Annotated in this window: 15 protein-coding genes and 1 riboswitch; of the genes, 11 read left to right on the top strand and 4 right to left on the bottom strand. The window is 43.8% G+C overall.

The window, feature by feature from the left end; genetic code table 11:
- The first annotated feature begins 110 nt into the window (after nucleotides 1–110).
- A riboswitch (Lysine riboswitch) is annotated at nucleotides 111–282 on the top strand.
- A gap of 143 nt (nucleotides 283–425) precedes the next feature.
- On the top strand, nucleotides 426–1,769 hold the full coding sequence (gene lysC, locus FNC98_RS08735; RefSeq protein WP_221932952.1) for a lysine-sensitive aspartokinase 3: 1,344 nt from the start codon (nucleotides 426–428) through the stop codon (nucleotides 1,767–1,769).
- Between the two features lie 532 nt (nucleotides 1,770–2,301).
- Here lysC and FNC98_RS08730 read toward each other — a convergent pair.
- On the bottom strand, nucleotides 2,302–2,784 hold the full coding sequence (locus tag FNC98_RS08730) for a glutathione peroxidase (RefSeq protein WP_143580861.1): 483 nt from the start codon (nucleotides 2,782–2,784) through the stop codon (nucleotides 2,302–2,304).
- A gap of 77 nt (nucleotides 2,785–2,861) precedes the next feature.
- On the opposite strand from FNC98_RS08730, the gene FNC98_RS08725 reads away from it, so the two are divergent.
- From FNC98_RS08725 to FNC98_RS08715, 3 genes are all read left to right on the top strand, one after another.
- Entirely contained in the window at nucleotides 2,862–3,740 is an 879-nt protein-coding gene (locus tag FNC98_RS08725) for an NAD(P)-dependent oxidoreductase (protein ID WP_143580860.1), read from the top strand.
- Between the two features lie 51 nt (nucleotides 3,741–3,791).
- The gene (locus FNC98_RS08720) at nucleotides 3,792–4,193 is read left to right on the top strand and encodes a hypothetical protein (protein ID WP_143580859.1); all 402 of its coding nucleotides are present in this window, start codon (nucleotides 3,792–3,794) and stop codon (nucleotides 4,191–4,193) included.
- 128 nt (nucleotides 4,194–4,321) lie between these two features.
- Nucleotides 4,322–4,972, top strand: a complete 651-nt coding sequence (locus FNC98_RS08715; RefSeq protein ID WP_143580858.1) for a DsbA family protein — start codon at nucleotides 4,322–4,324, stop codon at nucleotides 4,970–4,972.
- 132 nt (nucleotides 4,973–5,104) lie between these two features.
- Here the strand turns inward: FNC98_RS08715 and sbcB are convergent, their stop codons facing one another.
- The gene (gene sbcB / locus FNC98_RS08710; RefSeq protein ID WP_143580857.1) at nucleotides 5,105–6,535 is read right to left on the bottom strand and encodes an exodeoxyribonuclease I; all 1,431 of its coding nucleotides are present in this window, start codon (nucleotides 6,533–6,535) and stop codon (nucleotides 5,105–5,107) included.
- 68 nt (nucleotides 6,536–6,603) lie between these two features.
- Nucleotides 6,604–7,278: a DUF2982 domain-containing protein gene (locus FNC98_RS08705; RefSeq protein WP_143580856.1), complete on the bottom strand. Its 675-nt coding sequence runs from the start codon at nucleotides 7,276–7,278 to the stop codon at nucleotides 6,604–6,606.
- 123 nt (nucleotides 7,279–7,401) lie between these two features.
- Between FNC98_RS08705 and FNC98_RS08700 the strand changes: the two genes are divergently transcribed.
- The 5 genes from FNC98_RS08700 (at nucleotide 7,402) to FNC98_RS08680 (ending at nucleotide 19,833) form a co-directional block, all read left to right on the top strand.
- The gene (locus tag FNC98_RS08700) at nucleotides 7,402–7,731 is read left to right on the top strand and encodes a DUF4870 domain-containing protein (protein WP_221932871.1); all 330 of its coding nucleotides are present in this window, start codon (nucleotides 7,402–7,404) and stop codon (nucleotides 7,729–7,731) included.
- 422 nt (nucleotides 7,732–8,153) lie between these two features.
- Nucleotides 8,154–11,657 carry an exodeoxyribonuclease V subunit gamma gene (gene recC / locus FNC98_RS08695; protein ID WP_143580855.1) on the top strand — a complete coding sequence of 1,168 codons (3,504 nt, stop codon included), beginning with the start codon at nucleotides 8,154–8,156 and terminating at the stop codon, nucleotides 11,655–11,657.
- 64 nt (nucleotides 11,658–11,721) lie between these two features.
- Complete coding sequence (recB, locus tag FNC98_RS08690) at nucleotides 11,722–15,423, top strand: exodeoxyribonuclease V subunit beta (protein ID WP_409574579.1); 3,702 nt, start codon at nucleotides 11,722–11,724, stop codon at nucleotides 15,421–15,423.
- A 3-nt stretch (nucleotides 15,424–15,426) separates the two neighbouring features.
- Nucleotides 15,427–17,388, top strand: coding sequence for an exodeoxyribonuclease V subunit alpha (gene recD, locus FNC98_RS08685; RefSeq protein WP_143580853.1), 1,962 nt, complete (start codon nucleotides 15,427–15,429; stop codon nucleotides 17,386–17,388).
- A gap of 279 nt (nucleotides 17,389–17,667) precedes the next feature.
- The gene (locus FNC98_RS08680; RefSeq protein WP_143580852.1) at nucleotides 17,668–19,833 is read left to right on the top strand and encodes a winged helix-turn-helix domain-containing protein; all 2,166 of its coding nucleotides are present in this window, start codon (nucleotides 17,668–17,670) and stop codon (nucleotides 19,831–19,833) included.
- 119 nt (nucleotides 19,834–19,952) lie between these two features.
- Here FNC98_RS08680 and FNC98_RS08675 read toward each other — a convergent pair whose 3' ends face one another.
- Nucleotides 19,953–20,261 (bottom strand): DUF3718 domain-containing protein, encoded by a 309-nt coding sequence (locus FNC98_RS08675; protein WP_185967914.1) that lies wholly within the window; start codon nucleotides 20,259–20,261, stop codon nucleotides 19,953–19,955.
- A gap of 423 nt (nucleotides 20,262–20,684) precedes the next feature.
- Between FNC98_RS08675 and FNC98_RS08670 the strand changes: the two genes are divergently transcribed.
- Nucleotides 20,685–21,737, top strand: coding sequence for an isoaspartyl peptidase/L-asparaginase family protein (locus FNC98_RS08670; protein WP_143580850.1), 1,053 nt, complete (start codon nucleotides 20,685–20,687; stop codon nucleotides 21,735–21,737).
- Nucleotides 21,738–21,833: 96 nt separating this feature from the next.
- The gene (locus tag FNC98_RS08665) at nucleotides 21,834–22,283 is read left to right on the top strand and encodes a CBS domain-containing protein (RefSeq protein ID WP_143580849.1); all 450 of its coding nucleotides are present in this window, start codon (nucleotides 21,834–21,836) and stop codon (nucleotides 22,281–22,283) included.
- Nucleotides 22,284–22,304 lie beyond the last annotated feature (21 nt).

Genomic DNA, 22,304 nt, shown 5'->3' with positions numbered 1-22,304 from the left:
GCAACAATTCAATTATTTTCATTTAGACGTCTATCTGTCTATTGCAATCAAAATCGATATCGGTTTTAATAGGCGCGTTATTTATGACGCAGCCAGTTCTGCGGTCATGAACAACCAGAAGAGGTGCATTAACCAGGTAGGTGATCTGAGGAACCATATCCGCAGACGATTACTGAGGGGGTCTAATGCCGAGGACAAGTGAAGATATGGTTCCAGCTTGTTCGGGTGTTAAGGTTGAATCCTTGCAACTGTCACCATTAGTGGTGGAGGGCTTCTGGCTGATAGTTAAACTCTTTTCTACGTTCGTTTCTCTGCTCAGTCGTGCTCTTCCTTGCTGTAATTAGCTATTTAGGGAGATTTTCCGTGAACAACCATACTATTAAGGCTTTGCCGTTTTCGCTGTATCAACTGCAAAACAGGAGGCCATCATGTTAACTGTGGCCAAATTCGGTGGTACCAGTGTCGCTAATTTCGATGCCATGGTCCGTTGTGCCAATATCATAAAAAATCGCGCCGACATTCGTGTTGTTGTGGTATCGGCCAGTGCCGGTGTTACCAATCATTTGGTAACCTTGTCTCAGCAGTCGTTATCCGGTGTTGAACAACAGGCGATTATCGATGAAATCGCAACGATTCAATATGCCATTACTGAATGCCTATTTGATAAAGACGAAGCGAACCAAGAAGTTAACGAAATTCTTGCGCAGTTAACGCAATTGGTAGCCGAGCAAAATACCTTACAGACGGCAAAAACTGCCGATGCGATTTTATCCTGTGGTGAACAGATGAGCTCGCGTTTGTTTGCTCGGGTATTGCGTCAGCTAGAATGCCAGGGTGCATACTTTGATGTTCGCGATGTGATGACAACCAACAGTTTATTCGGTAAGGCCGTGGTCGATACCCAGGCATTAAAGATGAACTGCCAGCAGTTATTGAGCCCGCAATTACAAGATGTGGTTACGGTAACCCAAGGCTTTATTGGCCGTGACGGGTTAGGCAGTACTACAACGCTAGGCCGCGGTGGTTCCGATTACAGCGCGGCACTGCTAGCTGAAGCGATAAACGCCGATGACTTGCAAATATGGACGGATGTTGTCGGTATCTTTACTACCGATCCGCGTATTGCTAAAAGTGCCCATGCCATTGATGAAATCAGTTTTGGTGAAGCCGCAGAGATGGCCACCTTTGGTGCTAAAATACTGCATCCAGCAACCTTGATCCCGGCAATCCGCAGCTCTATCCCAGTTTTTGTTGGCTCAAGCCGCGAGCCGGATGTCGGCGGTACGCGGATTATGGAAACGGTTTCTTCAAAACCTACCTATCGCTCGATTGCCCTGCGTCGCCAGCAAACCTTAGTGACGGTGAAAAGCCCGGCGATGTTACATGCCAGTGGTTTTCTGGCCAAGGTATTCGCAATCCTTGCCAGTCATGAGCTAAGTGTCGATTTGATCACCACGTCAGAAATCAGTGTTGCATTAACCTTTGATAATCCTCCGGGTTCAACTCAAGCAGTTATTACAGAAAAAGTGGTAGAAGAGTTAGAACAGCTTTGTGAAGTGCAGGTTGAGAACAACTTGTCATTGGTTGCCGTTATCGGTAACGGATTATTGCGTAGCCAGGGGGTTGGTACGCAAGTGTTTGACGCCATTCCTGAGGCAAATGTGCGAATGATTTGTCACGGCGCCAGTGATAATAACTTATGTTTTCTGGTACCTGAGCAGGAAGGGGAGCAGGTTGTACAGACGTTGCATGATAACTTTTTCGTTTAAATTAGGTTAAACGAAAAAGAAGGAGTCAAGACAGAATACGTCTTGATGGTGGAGTCGAAGTAAACTGCACTTCGAGGGTGGAGTTAAAACGAACAACGTTTTAATGGTGGAGTCACGGCAAACGGCGCCTTGAGGGTGGAGTTAAAACAAACAGCGTTTTAAAGGTGGAGTCAAAACACGAGTGTTTTGATGTTGGAGAAAATACTCCATTGCGTCGTATTTTGGGTTTTGGCCAGGGATGGTCTATATGCCGAAAATGCACAAGGACATGGATGTACGCAGGTAGAATAACGCAGGAGCAGTTATCGAGGAGCAATATTCGGTTTTGGCCAGGGATGGTCTGTATGCCGAAAATGCATGGAGCAATTTTCGGTTTTGGCCAGGGATGGTCTGTATGCCGAAAATGCATGGAGCAATTTTCGGTGGAGTCTACCGAAGCGTCATTTCCAGCTACGACTGGAAATCTAGGCCCCAAACAGAAAAAGGGAAGCCGACTAAGCTTCCCTTTTTGTTTTGGTATAGGAGAATTCGCTTATGCTAATGCGCTTTCAATATCGCCTTGGATTTGTTCAGGCTTCACCATGCTGCCATAGCGTTTTAATACTTCACCGTCTTTATTAATCAAAAATTTGGTAAAGTTCCATTTGATTCGCTTTGAACCTAACAGGCCTTTGGCTTCGTTTTTAAGATAGGTAAAAAGCGGATCGGCATTGTCACCATTAACGTCAATCTTTGAGAATAAATCAAAGCTGATATTAAAGTTCAAATCACAAAAACCTTTGATTTCCTCATTACTTCCGGATTCCTGCTTACCGAATTGGTTACAGGGAAAGGCCAACACTTCAAAACCCTGATCCTTATATTTTTCATAAAGATCCTGTAAGCCGGCATACTGAGGCGTAAAGCCACAGGCACTGGCGGTATTAACTATCAAAAGCACTTTGTTCTGATAGTTAAGCATTGGCACGGTTTCACCTTTGTTATTGGTAACCGAATAATCATAAATTGCTGACATAGCATTCCTTTTAATAGGCGTTTCTTTTCATTACACTATCACTTTTTTCACTGAAGTAAAAAGAAGTGGTAGTTGCCATGGCTAAAGTTAAGGTTGCATTTATTGGTTTAGGGGTAATGGGTTATCCCATGGCTGGTCATTTGTCGAAGGCTGGTTTTGACGTCAATGTTTATAACAGAACTGCTGCAAAAGCAGAGCAGTGGGCTAAAGAATACCAAGGCACCGCGTATTCGACGCCAAAAGAAGCCGCAACAGGTTGCGATGTGGTATTTGTTTGCGTTGGTAACGATCAAGATGTATTACAGGTTTGCGAAGGCGAAAACGGTGTTTTAGCCGGGTTAAAATCTGCAGCGATTTTAGTTGACCATACCACGGCTTCGGCAGAGTTAGCAAAGCAGTTAGCAGCCTCCTGTGAGCAGCAAGGTAACGACTTTATTGACGCGCCAGTATCTGGTGGCCAGGCTGGCGCTGAAAACGGTGTGCTCACCATTATGTGCGGCGGTGACGAACAGGTTTTCAAAAACGTTCAGCCAATCATGGATGCCTATGCTCGCTTTAGCCAGTTAATGGGTCCTGTGGGGGATGGCCAGAAAGCAAAAATGGCAAATCAAATCTGCATTGCCGGCGTAGTTCAGGGATTATCTGAAGCCCTTAACTTTGCAAGCCGTGCTGGATTAGATACCGATAAACTTGTGGAAACCATATCCAAAGGTGCAGCAGGTTCCTGGCAGATGGAAAATCGCTCAGCGACTATGGTGAAAGGTGAGTTTGAATTTGGCTTTGCCGTCGATTGGATGCGCAAGGATCTAGCCATTGCGTTTGAAGAAGCGAAAAAACATCAGGCAGACCTGCCAATGACAACCATGGTGGATGGATTTTATGAACAAGTTCAGGAACTTGGCGGTAACCGCTGGGACACCAGCAGCTTAATCGCATTATTACAAAAGAAAGGGTAATATAACCCAGCATTTATTCAGGAAGTTCAATAATAAAAAAGGAGTAACATAGTGACTGAACTATATACTGCACCGGAATCCGATGTCGCCGTAAAACTGGAAAATAACTCAGGTATGGGCAAAGTCGATCAACTACCAGAAGGCATTAAAGGCTGGAGTTGGGGCGCATTTTTCTTAAGCTGGATTTGGGCGCTGGGTAATCGTACCTGGATAGGCTTGATTGCGCTTATCCCTTATATCGGCTTTATTATGGCTATCATTCTTGGTATCAAGGGGCGCCAATGGGCCTGGGAAAATAAACGCTGGGACAGTGTAGAGCATTTCCAAAGCGTGCAAAAGCGTTGGTCTGTTTGGGCATTAGTGCTGATCTTAGGGGTGTTCGGCTTGGGTATTTTTGCTGCGATCGCAATTCCTGCTTACGTTGAATATCAACAGATGGCTAGCGGTTCATAATATAACCGCTAAACATGATTGCTAAGCCCGGTTTTCCGGGCTTTTTTGTATCCGCGATTTAAGCATAAGCCCGCGATATTTCCAAAAGACATTACACTTAACAAATCACCCTGTAACTAACGAAAATTATGACCATTCAAGTTGATTATTTTACGGATGTTTTATGTGTTTGGGCTTATATCAATGAACGGAGAATTGCTGAACTTGTCAAAGACTACGGTGACAACATTGAGCTGCATCATCATTACGTTGATGTTTTTGGGGCCGTTGCAGAAAAAATGCAACTTCAGTGGCAACAAAAGGGCGGTTATACCGGATTTCGGGCACATGTTATAGAGTCTGCTGCGCAATTTGATTTAACGATCAATGACTCTGTCTGGAATACATGTAAACCCAGCTCTTCGGCGCCAGCCCATTTATATGCCAAGGCGATCAGCCTGGTTCATGGTGCTCCTGCAGAAATACGTTGGCTAACTAAGGTTCGGGAAGCGTTTTTTGTCGAAGCAAAGGATATCAGCCAATCAGATGTACTGATGGCATTAATTAACGATCTAAATCTTGATGACAAGGCAATTAGCCAGGAAATTGATTCCGGCAATGCCTTGGCAAAATTGATGTCCGATCGCAAAAAAAGTGAAAGCCTGAAAATTAAAGGTAGCCCGTCAATGGTGATGAATTCAGGTCGGCAAATTCTTTTTGGTAATGTTGGTTATGGCATTATTCGCGCTAATATCGAAGAGCTGCTTCAGGACAAATCTGCCCAGGCCAGTTGGTGTTAAGAAATAAAGCAACACGGCTAATGAAGGAGAGGGGATAGTCGCAATTCTCTTGCATAAGTTAAGAGAATAACGGACTGTAAGGCGGCAAAGGAGAATGCTTCAAGCTCATTCTCCTCCTGTACAAAATAAACGTTAACTTGCCACGTATTGATACAAGGCCTTGAGGATACTCATTTTTTGAGTATTTTGTTCGTGCTCATGAGCCAGGTTTTCAATCGCCAACATATACTCGTCATAGCTCAGACCGTTCTCACCATTAGCCAGTTTATTCTGACAATATTGTTGCCATTGCCTTTGCTCATCGGCCGTTAGGGTATGAAGGTAATTGCGAGCCCGATATCTAAATAACAGGGTAGCTAATCTAGGATCCTGAAATTTGAAAGGATATGTGGCTAGTTGTTCTACTGGCATTTCATGGATTAGCTGCATCTGCGCTTTATCGCTGTCGCTGAAGAAACTGCCCGAATACAAAGCTACATCTGCATCTTCTACTTTATTTTCATAACTTTCGTTAAATACTTCGGAAAGCTTTTCGCGGACCTGTGCCGCTTGCTGTTTAAGCGCACGCCAGTTCTTTAAACAGTTTTCTCTATCAATACCGAGACGCTCGGCATCAGCTTCAGTCAAGGTTTTAGCCGGAGCCACAACCGGACATTTGTTGATATGGATAAGTTTGATACCAACTGGTAATTCATCGTCGGCTAGCTCGCTGCGTTTGGTATATAAGCGTTGCTTTAACTGTTCACTATCGAGCTCTAATATTGGTGTCGCGTCAAAGCCCAGGTCGACAGCAATCACGGCATTTTTGTTGCTCGGATGATACTCAACCGGAGCAAACCAGCTGGTACAGCCCTGATCCGATGAAATCTTTGAAGACGTGTGGACGATAGGCGTCATTTCAAATACTTCCAGTAGCTTTTGCACTTCACGCTTATTACGAAGGTTGAAGATAAACTCATAAAGCTTTGAATGCTTTTCTTTAATCAGTTTTGCCATGGCAATTGTGGCGTAGACGTCACTCATCGCATCATGCGCCGCTTCATGGCTAATGCCATTTGCTGCGGTTAATAGTTCTAGTCGAAAACTCACACTGCCGTTTTCATTACGGGGCCAGTTAATGCCATCAGGACGCAATGCGTAACACAAACGCACCATATCGATGATGTCCCAACGGCTATTACCGTTTTGCCACTCACGAGCATAAGGGTCATAAAAGTTTCGGTAAAACAGATAACGGGAAACTTCATCATCGAATCGTATTGAGTTATAGCCGGCCACAGTTGTATTTGGCACCGTAAACAATGACTGAATACGACGGGCAAATTCTGCCTCAGGTAAACCTTCCCGTTGTGCTTTTTGTGGGGTGATACCGGTAACTAAAGCAGCACCTGGATGCGGTAAATAATCCTGTGGAGGCTGACAGTAAAAGACCTCGGGCTCGCCAATGATATTCAAATCTAAATCGGTACGAATGGCCGCAAATTGAGACGGGCGATCAAATTTAGGGGAAACGCCCCAGGTCTCGTAATCGTGCCAGAGAATAGTAGGTTGATTGGCTTGCATTTAACTCAGGTCAATTATTGTTTTATGGGGCTGATGATAACATCTGAAAAGCGGTCTGCGCTATGGCTTTAAGGTGAATACTTTTCGATGTGGCGTTTTAATAGTTCAATAAACTCATCCGGGTGGCGGTCGAGGGTATCGTCGGCCAAAAACAGGTGGAAGCCGTAGGCTTTATCCAGTGCCTGAGTGCGATGCAAAAATGCTGCAAGTGGTCCTTTGTAAATCTTACCGTCGAGTTTGAAAGGTTCAAAATCGATGATTGCCTGTTTCATGTTCAATTGGTCGTGTTTTAGCGCCACAATAAGCAGCGGTTTTTGCTCATGTAACAAACGATTCGCCAGACGGGGAGAGATGGTTTCAGCCAGAGGGCGGATATCTTTGAGTTTTATCCCCGTGTAACTCAATCTTTTATCCATTGTGGACATATCTGGCTTTACCGCGCCTACACGTTGAATGTTACGCCAATCGATTTGCCAACGGCCACAGCGGTGAGTGTGGGTCAGGCCTTTGCTGTCTAACTGATAACTGTAATCCGGTTCTCTCAGTTTGAGAATACCAATAAAAAACACCACAAAACTGGCCATATATAAAAAGATCATTTGGATTTTCAGGCTTTGCCACCAGTATTGACCGATTAACAGCATAATTAACAATAAAACTGTCCCTAACAGGGTCAAAAACAATCCGTTGCGCTTATTTATCGCACGAATGTTCTTGTTACTGATGTTTGTTGCATTTTTCATAAAAACAGTAGACAAATCGCCTTGAAAATTGGCTGGAATTTTCCATAGTTAATAGAGTCTCAGATCTTTTTTATCGCAAAAGATCAACACCCCCAGTTTAGTTTCTATTTAGCAGGATGTGATGTGTCAAACCAGATGATTCAACAAAAACCTATCAGCAAACACGGTAAAAACGTGGCAATCATTGCTTATTTTACCTTGATTGGATGGATTATTGCGTTAATCATGTTTGGACAAAAACCGACACGCCTCGCTGCATTCCATCTTCGCCAATCCTTAGGGTTATTTTTAACCGGTGTTGTATTAAGCTTTATTCCGTTGATTGGCTGGGCCCTTGTCTTTCCATTACTGGTTTTATGGGTAGTTGGATTAATTCAGGCCTGTGAAGGTGAAGCGAAGCCTCTACCCGTTGTCGGCAATTTTTACCAGCAAACATTAAGGCATATGATCTAATACCAGTTTGCATCAGATACAAAAGAGCAGGGCTCTGCTTTAGTGGCATTACTGTGTACAATAATTCTTCAACGCCTTGTTTTCGCTTTTGACCATACCAATCCCATTAAATTATTGCTCACTCAGTGAGAATTTAAAGGCTTTTAGACAAGGCTTTGATTGCAGAGAATGGTTATTCCATTGTCAAAATCAGTAACGCAGGATAAACGCCTTTAAAACTCACCCGAAGGGAGTTAGTGAGAGGCCCATTTACTGCCCTATATTTCATTAATATAGAATGACTATATCAATAAAATCTATGTTGTAACTGAACCTCGGCCCTAACTCTGAGTTGTGTACAAACTTAGTGGGATTGGTATTACCCCCGTCTTTGTGATTAAATCTAATCACTAGATTTTTGGTACATTTCTGACGGATTAGCTTTGTTATATCTTTATCCTGCCAATCGAATGGAAGACTTACTGCTGTTATTTGCAAAAGTACAGCAGATATCGCCTTTACCTCCACTTGTTGAAGAACTTGTATTGGTTCAGAACCAAGGCATGCAGCATTGGCTGAATATGCAACAGGCAAGCGCGAACCGGGTCAGTATGAACACCCGATTTTCATTGCCAGCGCAATTTTTCTGGAAATCTTTACGCACCCTTTGCATCGATAATTTACCAGAGCAATCGCCGTATTCTCGGGATGTATTGGCGTGGCGTATCGAATTGTTATTGCAGAGCGACACGATTACTCAGGATGAAAACTGTCAACCACTAACCACTTATTGGAATGGTGAATCTGCGCATCAAAAGGATCTGCGACGTTATCAACTGGCCAGAAAGATTGCCGATTTGTACGAGCAGTACTTAATTTATCGGCCCGATTGGATCCATAGTTGGTGTGTAGGCGAGCGCGTAGACATTGAAGAAGGAGCTGGTAGAGAAACAGAAAGATGGCTTGCTCTGATATGGCAACAACTGCATCAACACATTCCGTACGATCCACAGCAGTTAATTAAGCAGGCGATAGACAACCTGGCCGATAAAGCCGAGCATTTGCCGCAACGTATTTCATTATTTGGACTAAATGCCATAGCTCCGTTGTGGATGGAGTTTTTAGCCGCTCTGGGTGAGCATATTGATATTCACTTCTATCAATTAAACCCTTGTATTGAATATTGGGGCGATATCAAATCGGAGAAATCTCAGGCGAAACAGGACTTTCAACAATTATTGTCGGGCTGGCCAAACGTTGATGATATCAGCAACGAGGTAAACCCATTACTGGCCAATCTCGGACAACAAGGAAAAGACTTGTTGTCGCAATTGCAGCAGTTTGAGCATATTGAAATCCCGGTATACGAGCGATTAGCAGAATCTCAGTTACAAACATCAAGTGTGTTAACTCAGCTTCAGCATGACATCTTGAGTCTTGAAGACAGACGTGGGGTATTTGCAACTGGCGAACAACAACCGCTGGTTGATGACAGTATTGTTGTTACCAGTGCGCATAGTGCGCTTCGGGAAGTGCAGGGCCTGCATGATTATCTTTTGCATCAATTTAATAATGACCCGACATTAACCCCGAAAGATGTATTGGTTATGTGCCCTCAGGTTGAGGATTATGCACCATATATTGATGCGGTATTTGTCCGAGGCTGGGAAGATATCGGAGAAAATATTCCACCTTTGCCTTGTTCCATAGCCGATCGTATCAGTAAAGACAGCGAACCGTTGGTTAATGGTTTTAATGAACTGCTTAATTTACCAGATAGTCGTTTTGAAGTTTCCCGATTGATTGCCTACCTGCAGTTAAAGCCGGTACAAAAGCGTTTTAACTTTAATGATGCTGACATCGAATTAATTAGCTTTTGGTTGCAACAGGCCAATATACATTGGGGATTAGATGCAGAACATAAAAGTCGGCAAATAGGTATTGAAGAGGCGAGTGACCAGTTTACCTGGCAGCTAGGTTTAACGCGTTTGATCCGCGGTTTTGCCTACAGCGATCAGCTAACGCTTGAAGGAGACAACCTCTATCTACCTTGGGTAGAGGGTGACAATAGTGAGTTGTTAGGTAAATTTCTACAGTTCATCGAACAGTTGCAAATACTACACAAAAACTTGCATAGCTCACGAAGCGCCGAACAATGGCATCAGATGCTGACTGAAATGCTTGATAGCCTTTTTGATGAAGATGAAAACGATCCTGACCTAGGGCTTACGATTGTTCGTAAAGCTATTGATGATTTCCACGAACATTGCCAGCAGGCCAATTATCACGCACCCATAAGCCTGTTGCCGGTTCGGGAATATTTGAATACGCATTTCTCCGAGCCCGATCCAGGCCGGCAGTTTATGATCGGCCAAATAACCTTTTGTTCGATGTTACCGATGCGCAGTATCCCGTTCAAACTGGTCGCTATTCTGGGCATGAATGATGGCCAGTTTCCACGCCAACGACAACCGATTGGTTTCGATTTAATGGCAATGACAGCAGGACGACTCGGTGATCGTTCGTTACATAAAGACGATCGCTACCTGTTTTTAGAAGCGCTAATTTCCGCCCGAAGTCATTTGTATATCAGTTACCAGGGACGGGATATAAAAAACAATGGCGAGAGGCAGCCTTCTATCGTATTACGAGAATTGATGGACTATCTTGAACAGGGATTTGGCTGGCGGTTCTCGCCGGAACATCAACTCAGGCAGTTACCGATGCAGTCTTTTGCTAACGAAAATTATAGTCCGGATAACGCTTGGGCAAGTTTTGATGGCAAGTGGCTGAACCTGGCGCCAGCAAACGTCAAAACTGATACGGCTAGTGATGAGCCATTAATTGAAATAGCGGCAGATCACCACCAGGAAAACCAAGGCGCTAATAATAGGAGCAGTGATGAGACTAGTGATGAAATCACTGATGAAGATTTGCTTCAGGCGCTTCGGCATCCAGCAAAAATCTTCGGAACTCGACAATTAAATCTGACCTTTGCTTATCAACAAGAGCCTCTGTCTGATGTTGAACCTTTCGCGCCAAGCGGATTAGAAAAGTTTAACTACAAGCAACAAATTCTCGGTACTATGTTGCAATCGGCGGATCCTAACAATCCCCAACTTGTTGATGAAATCACTGTGAAACTGGATAACATACAACGCCTTAGCTTGTTAAGCGGCGCTTTTCCAGATAACCATGAAATGAATTCAACCCTGGAAAGCTGGCGTCTAATGGTCGAAGCTTTTTCCGCTTATGTTGCTGGTATTATTGACGCACAACAGGTAAATGGCGTTGCAATTGAGTTACCCTTCAAAGTTGCTGTAACCACAGAAGAAAATGAGCAACAAATTGTTTCTTGCTCTGTTCCTTTGCTGCAGCACCCCAAGGGTTACTCGATTACCTATACCAAAAGCGCTAGCGCCAATGACGCCGATTTTTGTCGAATATATGTCGGCCACGTACTGGCTTGTGTTTATGCTAAAAACCAGACAGGTATAGCTAACCAGTCGACAGAGCCAAATGTTATTACCCAGGGCTTTTATCTCAATGAAAAGACGATGAAGGTTGAACAAATTCAACTGACGTATTGGCAAGACGCCGAACAAAGGTTACAGGCATTGATGAGTGGCTTTCAGCAGGTATTACGAAGCCCTAAACCGATAAATATGGCAATTGCTAAGAAGCATTTCTGGAATCGCAATAAGTTTCAGTCTGGTTTTATGAATCAGCATGACTTCGAAAAACTCTGGTATCAGGAAAAGTATGGGCAAAGTATGGCGACGGATCCTTATCTACAGTATTTCTTTAAAACCTGCCCGCAACTGCAACAAATATTGCCGGATTTAATAGCCTTGTATCAGGTGTTTTTCGAGCGCTTGTCGATTAACAATGTAGATTTAGCCGTTGAGCAGCAGAGCGGGGCTGATGCCGCGTCAGAGAAGGAATAAATTCGTGCAATCTCCAACTGACAGTCAAAACCACTCACTAGAGCCACAACAGACGTTTGCACCTTTGCAGTCTGAATTTATTCCCTTGTCCGGCAGCCATTTAATCGAGGCGAGTGCTGGAACCGGTAAAACCTATAATATCACCCGCATCTATCTTCGCCTGCTACTCGAAAAGGGACTAAGCGTTGAAAATATTCTGGTGATGACATTTACCAAAGCGGCGACGGAGGAGATCCGTGGCCGTATCGATGAGTTTTTGCGCCAGGCATTTACTCACTGGGATCAATGGACGCAGGATGTATCCAATCCTTTGTTTTATGAATTAGGACAAAAGATACCTGCGGACAAAGCTAAGCTGGCGCTCAAACTAGCGTTATTACAGTTAGATGATGCGGCGATCTTCACCATTCATGGGTTTTGTAAACGGGTATTATCACAACATGCATTTGCAAGTGGCGTCAGTTTCAATGCTGCTATGGAAACCGATGATCAGGAATATTACCTGCAGACGATCCAGGACTTATATCGACGATTAGCGGCTGGAGAAGAACGTCAGCAAGAATTTGCCCTGATAAGCCAGTTCTGGCCGTCCCCCGAGGCATTTTATCAATCTTTTATTGGCGTATGCCGTGCCAGACAAAATCCAAAAGTTGAGACCCTAGACTCAAAAATTGACGATTTGCAGCGATTAATTGACCGATGCCTGCAATCTTTATCCGATAATGAACCTCTGATTGCTGAGCATTTGATTGATAACAAAACCGGTAAAGCCAGAGGTGAACGTGAGCTTGAGTTTTCAACACTAAGACAAGTGTTACAACTTGCAGGGGAAGGTTTAAAAAGCGGCGTTGCTAGCCAGGAAATTCATGATTTTGCCATTGATTTAGAGATTGATTTTCGATTTTGCGGTGCCGGAAGATTACCGAAAGCAAAAGATAAACAAGATGATAAAAAGGCACTGCAATTCGCATTTGCACCGCTTTATGAATTAAAGAAAGTGATTGATGGTTTTGCGCAGGCGATGGAGAAAATTCAGGCCTATGCATACGTAGCGCAATATATCGATGATATTCGCGTTAAGGTGCAAATGCTGAAATCGGATCGTCAGGTTCTAAGCTTTGATGATTTGATCGCTACTCTTGAAAATGCGTTGTTATCCGGAAGTCATCGACAATTTCTCTTACAACAACTTAGAAAGCAGTATCCGGCGGCACTCGTTGATGAATTTCAGGATACCGATGCCGGCCAGTTTAATATTTTATCAAGCCTTTATTTCAATACAGATTCCGAGGCTAATTCCAACTCTAATTCCGCCACTAACTCCAACCCTAATTTCGAAATTAACTCCTACACTAGCGGCGAGCCACAACACCTAGAACAAGAGACCGCATTATATCTAATTGGTGATCCAAAGCAGGCAATCTATGGATTTCGAGGTGGCGATATCTTTACCTACTTACAGGCTGCATCACTGGTTTCAAATCGTTGGATAATGGATACAAACTGGCGTTCCTCGGCAGCTATGATCCACGCCTATAACGTGTTCTTTTATGGTAATGCGTTAGCCTCACAAAGCCGGGATGTTTTTGGTTATTCCATTGCTTATCAACCTGTTAATGCCGCTCCAGGTGCAGATAATGACGTTCTTGTTGTTAACGGAAAAGATTCTGCGGCGATGCAAGGAGTGCATTTTAACCATAGTGATACCGATATTAGTCGCGGTCAGTTGGGTAAAGATTTTAGTCAGAAGATGAGTACCTGGCTCAGTAACCAGATCTCACAGCTTTTGCTGCAAGGTACGATTGTTGACAGCATCCAGAACGAGAGCAGGCCGGTGCTACCGTCGGATATCGCAATTTTAGTGCGCGATGGCGGACAAGCAAGTTACGTACTTGCAGCATTGCAGGAAAATAACTTAGACGCCGTTTATAAATCAGAACGTTCGAACCTGTTGCAGCATCCTATCTGTAATGCCTTGGTTGATGCATTGAAGACGATAATCACGCCAGAGGACGAAAGAAGGCTGTATGGAACCTTAGCAGGACCATTCTTTGGTTTTTCACCGCATCAACTGCAACAGCTGCAGCAAGATGAGCGCCTTTGGGAGAATCTGGTTCAGGATTTACAGGCACTGCATCAAACATGGCAAAAACGTGGCTTTATGCCGATGGCAATGAAGTTGTTGCATGATTATTTTCCGCAACAGTACCAATCTGAGTTGTTTGGTAGCAGAGAACGAATGCTGACAAACTGCATTCATCTGTTTGAAATATTACAAGGGTTATCACAGCAGCATCGTCATCCATTGCAGCTCATAAGCCATTTTGACTATCTGTGTCAAAATCCGCAAATGGTTGAAACAGAATTGCGATTGGAAAGTGATTCAGATCTGATCCAGGTAGTCACCCAGCATGGTTCAAAAGGCCTGGAATATCCGATTGTGTTCGTGCCCTTTGCCTGTATCCATAAAGATCCAATGAAAGCGGGTATTCGCACCAGGGAAGTGCTTAGCGCACACAATGAACAGGGCGATGTTGAAATAGCCCTTGGCGCCAATGAAGCATTGGCAAAAGCCATGTGCGATGAGCAATATGCTGAAGATACGCGCTTGTTGTATGTTGCATTGACCCGGGCAAAATTGCAGTGCTATTTGTTTAGTGCTGATTTCAAAGATTCGGCGAAATCGCCGTTAGGGCGGGCGTTGGACTTGGTTGAAGGGAATTACCCAGATGCCTGGCAGCAATATGCAACTCATTGTCAGCACAGTGTTGAAATATCGGTTATTGACGCGGATAACCTTGAACCTCAAGTTCATCAGGTAAACAAGCCATCTAATGCGCTTCAGGCTGCTCAATTTCGCGGGCGTATTGAAAGGGACTGGTGGTTAACTTCTTTTTCAGGCCTAACCCGTGGTCATCGTCATTATGGCTTATCTGATCCGGACCGTCTTGATGCCAATCAGATGGGGCAGGATATTGAACGGATAACGGCGATCGTGAAGTTACCCAAAGGCGCAAAGACCGGTAATTTGCTCCACGACATTCTTGAGCATCTAGATTTTTCTGCCCCCGATGCTGAGTGGCTTGCCAATCGTTTACAAAATGCCAGGCTTGCCGATGATGAAAATGTCGCACAAGGGCTAACCGACTGGTTGCTGGCTTGTTTGACGCAGCCTTTTCATGTCGCTGACAAGAGTGTGTGTTCATTAGCATCATTAACCAAAGAAAGGGCACTAAAAGAACTGGAGTTTTACTTTCCTGTGTCGTCAGTGAAAGTGCAGGCGATAAGTCAATATCTGCAACGCTTTCGCGGTGCATTCGGAGCCGATGCTGCCTATTCAGCGATGCTCCCAACACGCGGTGATATCCAAGGCATGATGCACGGGTTTATCGATCTGGTATTTGAACATGAGGGCAAGTATTACGTTTGTGATTACAAATCCTCATATCTCGGCGATCATTTTGAAAATTACGACGCAAAAAGTCTGCAACAACACATGTTTGACAACTTCTATGATCTTCAGGCGCTGATTTACTCGCTCGCTTTGCACCGTTATTTGCAAACCCGGATCGAAGATTATAGCTTCGAGCAGCATTTTGGCGGCGCTGTATATTTGTATTTGCGTGGCATGGGGCAAGCACCAGAAGAACAACTGTTTGCCAGTGATAACAACAGTTATGGGGTTTATTTCAATCCGTTGTCAGAACCGTGGTTAATGGAACTGGATAATTTAATTGCTGGTCAACAAGAGTGTATCGAGGGCTAGGGCATGACAAATAAATATCAGGAAAACCAGCAAGCGCAACAGAGCTTTTTATTTGCCGATGAGGCGCCAGTCGAAACCTGGCAACATTACCTTGATAAATTACCTAATGTGTTGAAACTGAAGAAACAACTTGCCGATATTGAAGCCATTGATTACTTCCTGGCAAAAGAGATCCTTGCTACCAGCAGTGAATCCAGATTCGACGATCAAGAGTTTTCGGCTTTGTTTCATTTATTTGTCGCGCTCTCGCAGTTTCAAAGGCAGGGACATACCTGCTTACCGTTGGCAACGGTAGCCGGGCAGTTATGGTTTGAAAGTAGCGAAGGTTCAGATGAGGCTTATCCCGGCTATGTTTTTGCGGAACTCGCATTCTTAGACGATATTCTTGCGCGGTTTATCGGTGCATGCACTGAGCAAGGATTAGTGGTTGTCGATAATCAACAGCTTTATTTGCGACGTTACTGGCGGTTTGAAACAGAATTAGCCGATGTCATTAATCATCGATTACGGGCTGAGGCAATATCTTCACAACAATCCGATACTGACAGCAATGCTGACAGCAATAAAGCCGCCGCTGATATCGTGCAACAATTATTTCCTCACTCAGAGGAAAACGAAACCGATTGGCAAAAGGTTGCGGTGGCTAATGCCTTAAATAAATCGTTTAGCATCATCGCTGGGGGGCCCGGGACGGGAAAAACGTATACGGTCACTAAACTCATTGCGGCGATAATCATGCAATCGAAGGTAAATCCTGATATCAAACTGGTTGCACCAACCGGCAAGGCTGCGCAACGTTTAAGTGAATCCATTGCCGCTGCAGTGGAAGGCTTTCGCAAAGATGGCAGCATACCCGATTCGGTTCTGGATGCGATTCCATTAACCGGGTTGACTTTGCATAGACTGTTGGGCGTTATCCCCAATAGTCCAAATTTCCGCCATCATCAGGATAATCCTTTATCCTGTGACGTCGTTATCGTTGATGAAGTATCTATGGTGGACTTACCATTGATGACCCGACTGTTCAGAGCGCTTCCAGAAAAATGTAAAGTCGTATTGTTAGGTGACTGTCAGCAGTTACCTTCAGTGGAAACCGGAAGTGTGCTTGCCGATCTGGCAACCTCATCGGTAACCCGGTATTCCGTTGAGAATGCCAATTATATTCGTCAGTTAACCTCACAAAACATCGCTGCGAGTGAGAGCTTTAATTGCGATTACCTTACGTATCTCACCAAATCCAGACGTTTCCAGGGCAGCGGTGGAATCGGGTTGTTGGCAAAGGCTATTATTGACGGTGACAGTAAACAGTCCTGGCAATTATTGACTAAGGATACCAAACAGTTACAGCTGGCATCGGAAAAATTCCTGAGCAAATATGTGCAAAATCTCACTCAGGATTATTATCGAGAGATATTTTTACAAACCGACTTATCTGCGGCGTATGCCAAGTTTCAGGGGTTTAGAATTCTTACGCCAAGCCGATCAGGTGAGGGTGGCATTGAATCGCTAAATGAGATGATAGAGCAGGAATTACAGAGTCAGGGGTTTAAAGCCTATGGCCAAACCCTTTACCGCGGGCGACCAATTATGATCACCCAGAACCATTATAAGTTACAGTTGTTTAATGGTGACATTGGGATGATTTGGCCAGATGCCGATGGCAACTTAAAAGCCCATTTTCCTGACGGCGATCAGTTTCGTTCGGTTTCCATTCCTCGTTTACCGCCATTCGAAACGGTTTTTGCAATGACCATCCACAAAACTCAGGGATCTGAGTTTGCAAGCGTTGCCATGGTTATTCCTGAAAAAGGTAGTACTCGGTTATTATCCAGAGAACTGATTTATACCGGGCTTACCCGGGCAAAATCCCACTTCCAGTTATTTTCAAGGAAAAAAGAGTTTATTGAGGGGATAGAGAAACGTGTAAGCCGATGTTCAGGTCTGGGCTCGAGAATTCAAAGATAGCGGCGACAAATTACATTTTGTTACGGATTTAATTAAAATCATTCTGTTTGTTTTTTTAATCTGTGTCGGTCATTAAATCAGATAGATAAGCGATCCTGTTAATCACTTTCGGAGCTAGCCTTGGTCAACTTGGCGCTTCAGAGCTTTCCTTGTTCCCAAGGCCTACTACACTTAATTAACCGACCTGGTGCATGTAATTAGAGAGTTTCTCGGTCTCTAAAAAGAGACTGGGGGCACTTATGTGTTGTTTTCTTCCTGGCAATATGCAGAGGGCAAATAATGGCGAGTATTTCCTATCTTTTAGACGACTGGGTAATTTACCCGGAAAAGTCGTTGATTGAAAAAGATGGGGAGGTGATTCATCTCGAGCCTAAAGTTATGGAGGTATTAGTTTATCTCTTAGAGAATAGTAATCGGGTGGTATCAAGAGAAGAATTAAATGAAAAGGTATGGCAATCCAGATACACCTCAGACGATGTAATAACCCGGGCAATTTCGGTCCTACGTAAAAAACTCAATGATCATGACAAGGTGCGCCAATACATAAAAACCATACCTAAACACGGTTATTTGCTCGACTACACACCTTCCAGAAATGAACAAATTCCTGAACCCATTGGCAATGATAACGCCCGTCTTGTCACCTTTAAATTTCGAAAGAGGACCCTGTTTGCTTCGCTTGCTCTTTTGCTAGTAGCTGTAGCCTTATGGTTTGCCGTCAGTCGTATTTATGCCGAGCCTGAACCGGTAAAACTTAGGATTGAAAATTTTACAGCCAACGACAACCTTGATGAGAGCATACTCGTCGCAAAAACTCTGACTCAACAATTGATAACGACGCTCGGCAATTCTAAATACGTGCAGGTTAGTCTTAGTAATCGATTGATTGACGCCAGGGAGGATAACTTTGATTATTTTGTCGGAGGAGCGGTAAGACGCATAGAACAAGATATTCAGGTAAGTCTGCATTTTGCCGACGCCAAAGATGGCAAAGTGATCTGGAGCCAAACATTTGCTGGGGCCGCTGATGATTGGCCTTTACTGGTTAACAGCGTAGCCAATACGTTAGATTATTTTATTGAAGTGGTAAACAGTAACAATCTCGACTTAAGTTCAATGTCTATAGAGACGATGCAAACGGAATTGCTCATTCACCAAGCAAGGCAATTAAGACTGGTCAGCAATTACGATAATTATTTAACCTCGATACAATTGTTAGAAAATGGCATGCGTACCTATCCACAATCCGTTGAAATCCCAATCGAGTTGGGCATCGCTTATTATAGGGCTGCAAGTTTCTTGGGAAATGCTGAATACCTGTCAAAGATGCGAAATCTATTTATCCGAGTCGCTCCCGAAGACATGGAGCAGGGCATGGTTTTCATCAAAGCTTTGTATCAATATGGCAACAAGGATATCGAGTTAGATGAGTTGATTAATGACGCGGTGAAAGCGTCAGATGCTCTAAAAAACCAGCCCGAGTATCAAAGTTATTTAGGCTCGTTTTACTTGCAGTTGAATCAGTTTCAAAAAGCCGAATCGCATTTGCAAAGAGCCCTAAAGCTGGAGCCGAAATTATCGGTAGCAACCTTTAATTACGCGAAACTTCAGAGTCGGTTAGGGCATCATCAATCCGCTCTGGACACGTTAACCAGTTATCTGAATCTTAATTATCGTGATTACAGTGCCAGATACTTGTTTGCCTGGCTATTGGTTGACACCGGACAATTTGCTGACGCTATAGACTTTCTTAATCAAACACCTTTAAAAGCAACGGAAAAAGAGCTGATTATTTTGCTGGCGCAGGCGAATTTTTATTTAGGCGATAAAACCACTGCCAGTCACTATTACTCGCGTTTAGTAGCCAGTGCTGAACCTGCGACTTTGGCCCAAATGAAGTGCCAGTTAAGCATTGTTAATGCTCAGGACGAGGAATTCGGGTGCCCTGCAGGTAAGGATGGGCAGATGGGGAATCTAATTTTTGGCCGTTACCTAATGCTAAAAGGCGAGTATCAAAAAGCACTGTCGATGTATCAGCCATTCTTTAATGAATCTATTAATCCTGATAATTTATCGGGCCTGTCCGATTGGATTGATTACGCCTGGTTGTTGTCAAAAAATGGCGAGCAACAGCGGGCTGAACAAATAGCACGCCAGTTAAAACAATCAACGGCGGATTTAAATCACCTGGGGTTTGAAGGTAAAGGTATCAGTGACGTTGTTCTTAATATCATTCTCGGTGACGAACGAGCTGCGACTTTTGCATTTCAACAAGCCGTCGACAAGGGCTGGCAACATTATTATCAGTGGAAATATGGAGGTTCGCATCCGGCATTGGTAGCGATCGAACAACGCCAGGGGTATCAGCAAAGCTTTAAGTTTATCGAACGTTCGTTACAATTACAGCGCAAGCAACTGGCGGCTAATAAAAAGATCGCTAATTAATGATTTAGCGTGTTCAATGTTTAGATATTCCAACAAGAAAAAGCCAACACCTTCAGGTATTGGCTTTTTTGCGTCTCCGATTGTCTAGCATGGTTCCAGGCGGGAACGTTGCCACCGGCCTAGTAGTTAACACTTAATTTATTTTTAGAATGAAGTGCCACGTCTTCGATGCTTACGTCATCGAGGCTTTCATTTAAGCGCTCTGCAGTATCGTAAGCACCTCGAGTCGCCGCAAAGTCTGAAATGTTTTCACCATTACAAACGACTTTCAGAGCAACGGTTTGGGTATCCAGACGATGACTGTCTAGCGCTTGGCTGAAACGGATCGTGTTATTGGATTCAGCAGCTTTACAGACATCTATTAATGCATTTTCCATGTACGATGGCATCGCATCAGTCTCTGCTACTACATTTGTGCTAAAAATCATTCCAGCCGCCGCAAGTAGGAGGCCAGTGCGTTTTGTAAATTTATTCATCATTCTATTCATAATTTGCTTTCCTCATATCCTGGCAAATCCTGATGATTGGCCTTTAAGTGTCATAACCGACATCTAAATTAAACGCCAAAAGGGCCTAAAAAACCTGAGGAAAACCTGATGAATATATGCTTTATATGTTTAAGAAATATTAATAATCAATGAGTTAAATCTAATTTTTTGCAAATTATGTGAAATTATGAATTTTTTGTATAATTTGCCACAGAGAGTGTAAGCAATTATTAATAAATCGGGTCTCTTTATTGATTATTTTGAATATCTATGCAGTTTCCTTTGCAATTTTCGCAAGACATCTTTTCACATCCCCAAAGTTTTGGTTATTATGAAAAGAAAACTAATTCTGAGCCCATCACTATGCGAAAAATTCTAACTTTACCTTTGTCATTGGCCTTTTTGTCTCTTGCCTGTAATCAGGCGGCTGCGTTTTCTACACCTGCAAATTCTGAACAATCGCCGATTGCTATTGCAATACACGGTGGCGCCGGAACAATAGCTAAAGAGAACTTTACTGAACAACAGGAACAGGCGTATCGACAAAAGCTCGAAGAAGCAGTGAATACGGGTTACAAAGTATTGGCAGAAGGAGGCAGCAGTACCGATGCGGTGATTGTAGCTATTCAAATCCTCGAGGCGAGCCCATATTTTAATGCTGGCGTCGGTGCGGTTTATACCTACGATGGCACTCATGAGTTAGACGCCTCTATTATGGACGGAGCTACGCTAGAAGCTGGTGCGGTATCCGGGGTAAAAAATGTTGCTAGCCCAATTGCGCTTGCTAATGTCATTAAAGACAGATCTGCGCACGTAATGTTAAGTGGCGAAGGGGCACAGGATTTTGCAAAAGAACAGGGTTTGGAGTTGGTTGACAACAGCTTTTTTGACACGCCGCATCGAAAACTTCAGCTAGATAAAGCGATCGAAAAGTTACATCAGAGCGATGAAAAGCAAAACGATAAAGCGGCCTATCAAAACCTGGATACGCATTTTAAATATGGCACCGTGGGCGCGGTCGCGTTAGATAAAGAAGGTAACCTCGCCGCTGGTACGTCAACCGGTGGAATGACAGCCAAAAGGTTCGGCCGGATTGGTGATTCACCAATCATTGGTGCAGGAACCTATGCCAACAATCAATCCTGTGCGGTATCAGCAACAGGCCATGGCGAATTTTTTATCCGTTATCATGTTGCTGCTGATATTTGTGCCAGGGTTCAATATCAAAACATATCACTGCAACAGGCGGCAGATACGGTGGTTAATGATGTTCTCGTTGAGGCTGGCGGCAGTGGCGGCGTTATCGCGATTGATTCACAAGGCAATATTGCCATGCCTTTTAACTCCAAAGGTATGTACCGGGCATCGAAAAAGCTTGGTGGTAACGCTGAAGTTGCGATTTTTAAATCAGAATAGGGAAATTGGTTAGGAATTACCTATTGTCGTGTTTATCAACTAACCTTAACGTTATAGAAAGCAACGTTTTTTTCGTTCTCGGAATAGGGCAAAGCGATGGAATCACTTCAGGTAAAAGATTACATGAATTTGTATCCGGTCACCTTCACTGCCGATATGGCGGTCGAGGAGGCATCTCTTAGGTTTCTGAAAACAAAGCAAATAGGTGGTCCCGTCATTGATGACAATGGTCAACTGATTGGCTTTCTATCTGAGTCAGACGTATTGGCAAAAATGCTGCAAACCAGTTATTACGGTGAGCATATGGCAGATGTTAGTCAGCTAATGCGAACGGAAGTACTGACCATGAAACCATACACGAGTATCGTTGAATTGGCACAAACCATGTTACAGCAAAAACCTAAGGTATATCCCGTTACAGACGACGATGGTGCGCTGTTAGGCACCATTTCCCGTAACGATGTTTTGCGCGCTATTGATTTACATATTCGCTCTACTTTCCACGAATCGACGTGGCAACCAAAAGAGAACCAAATCCAAAGATAAGACTTCTTGCTCACAGACGGT

The organism is Thalassotalea sp. PS06, assembly GCF_007197775.1.
Taxonomy (GTDB): domain Bacteria; phylum Pseudomonadota; class Gammaproteobacteria; order Enterobacterales; family Alteromonadaceae; genus Thalassotalea_A.
Note: the sequence above shows the minus strand (reverse complement) of the source record. Positions and strands in the feature narration are given on the sequence as shown.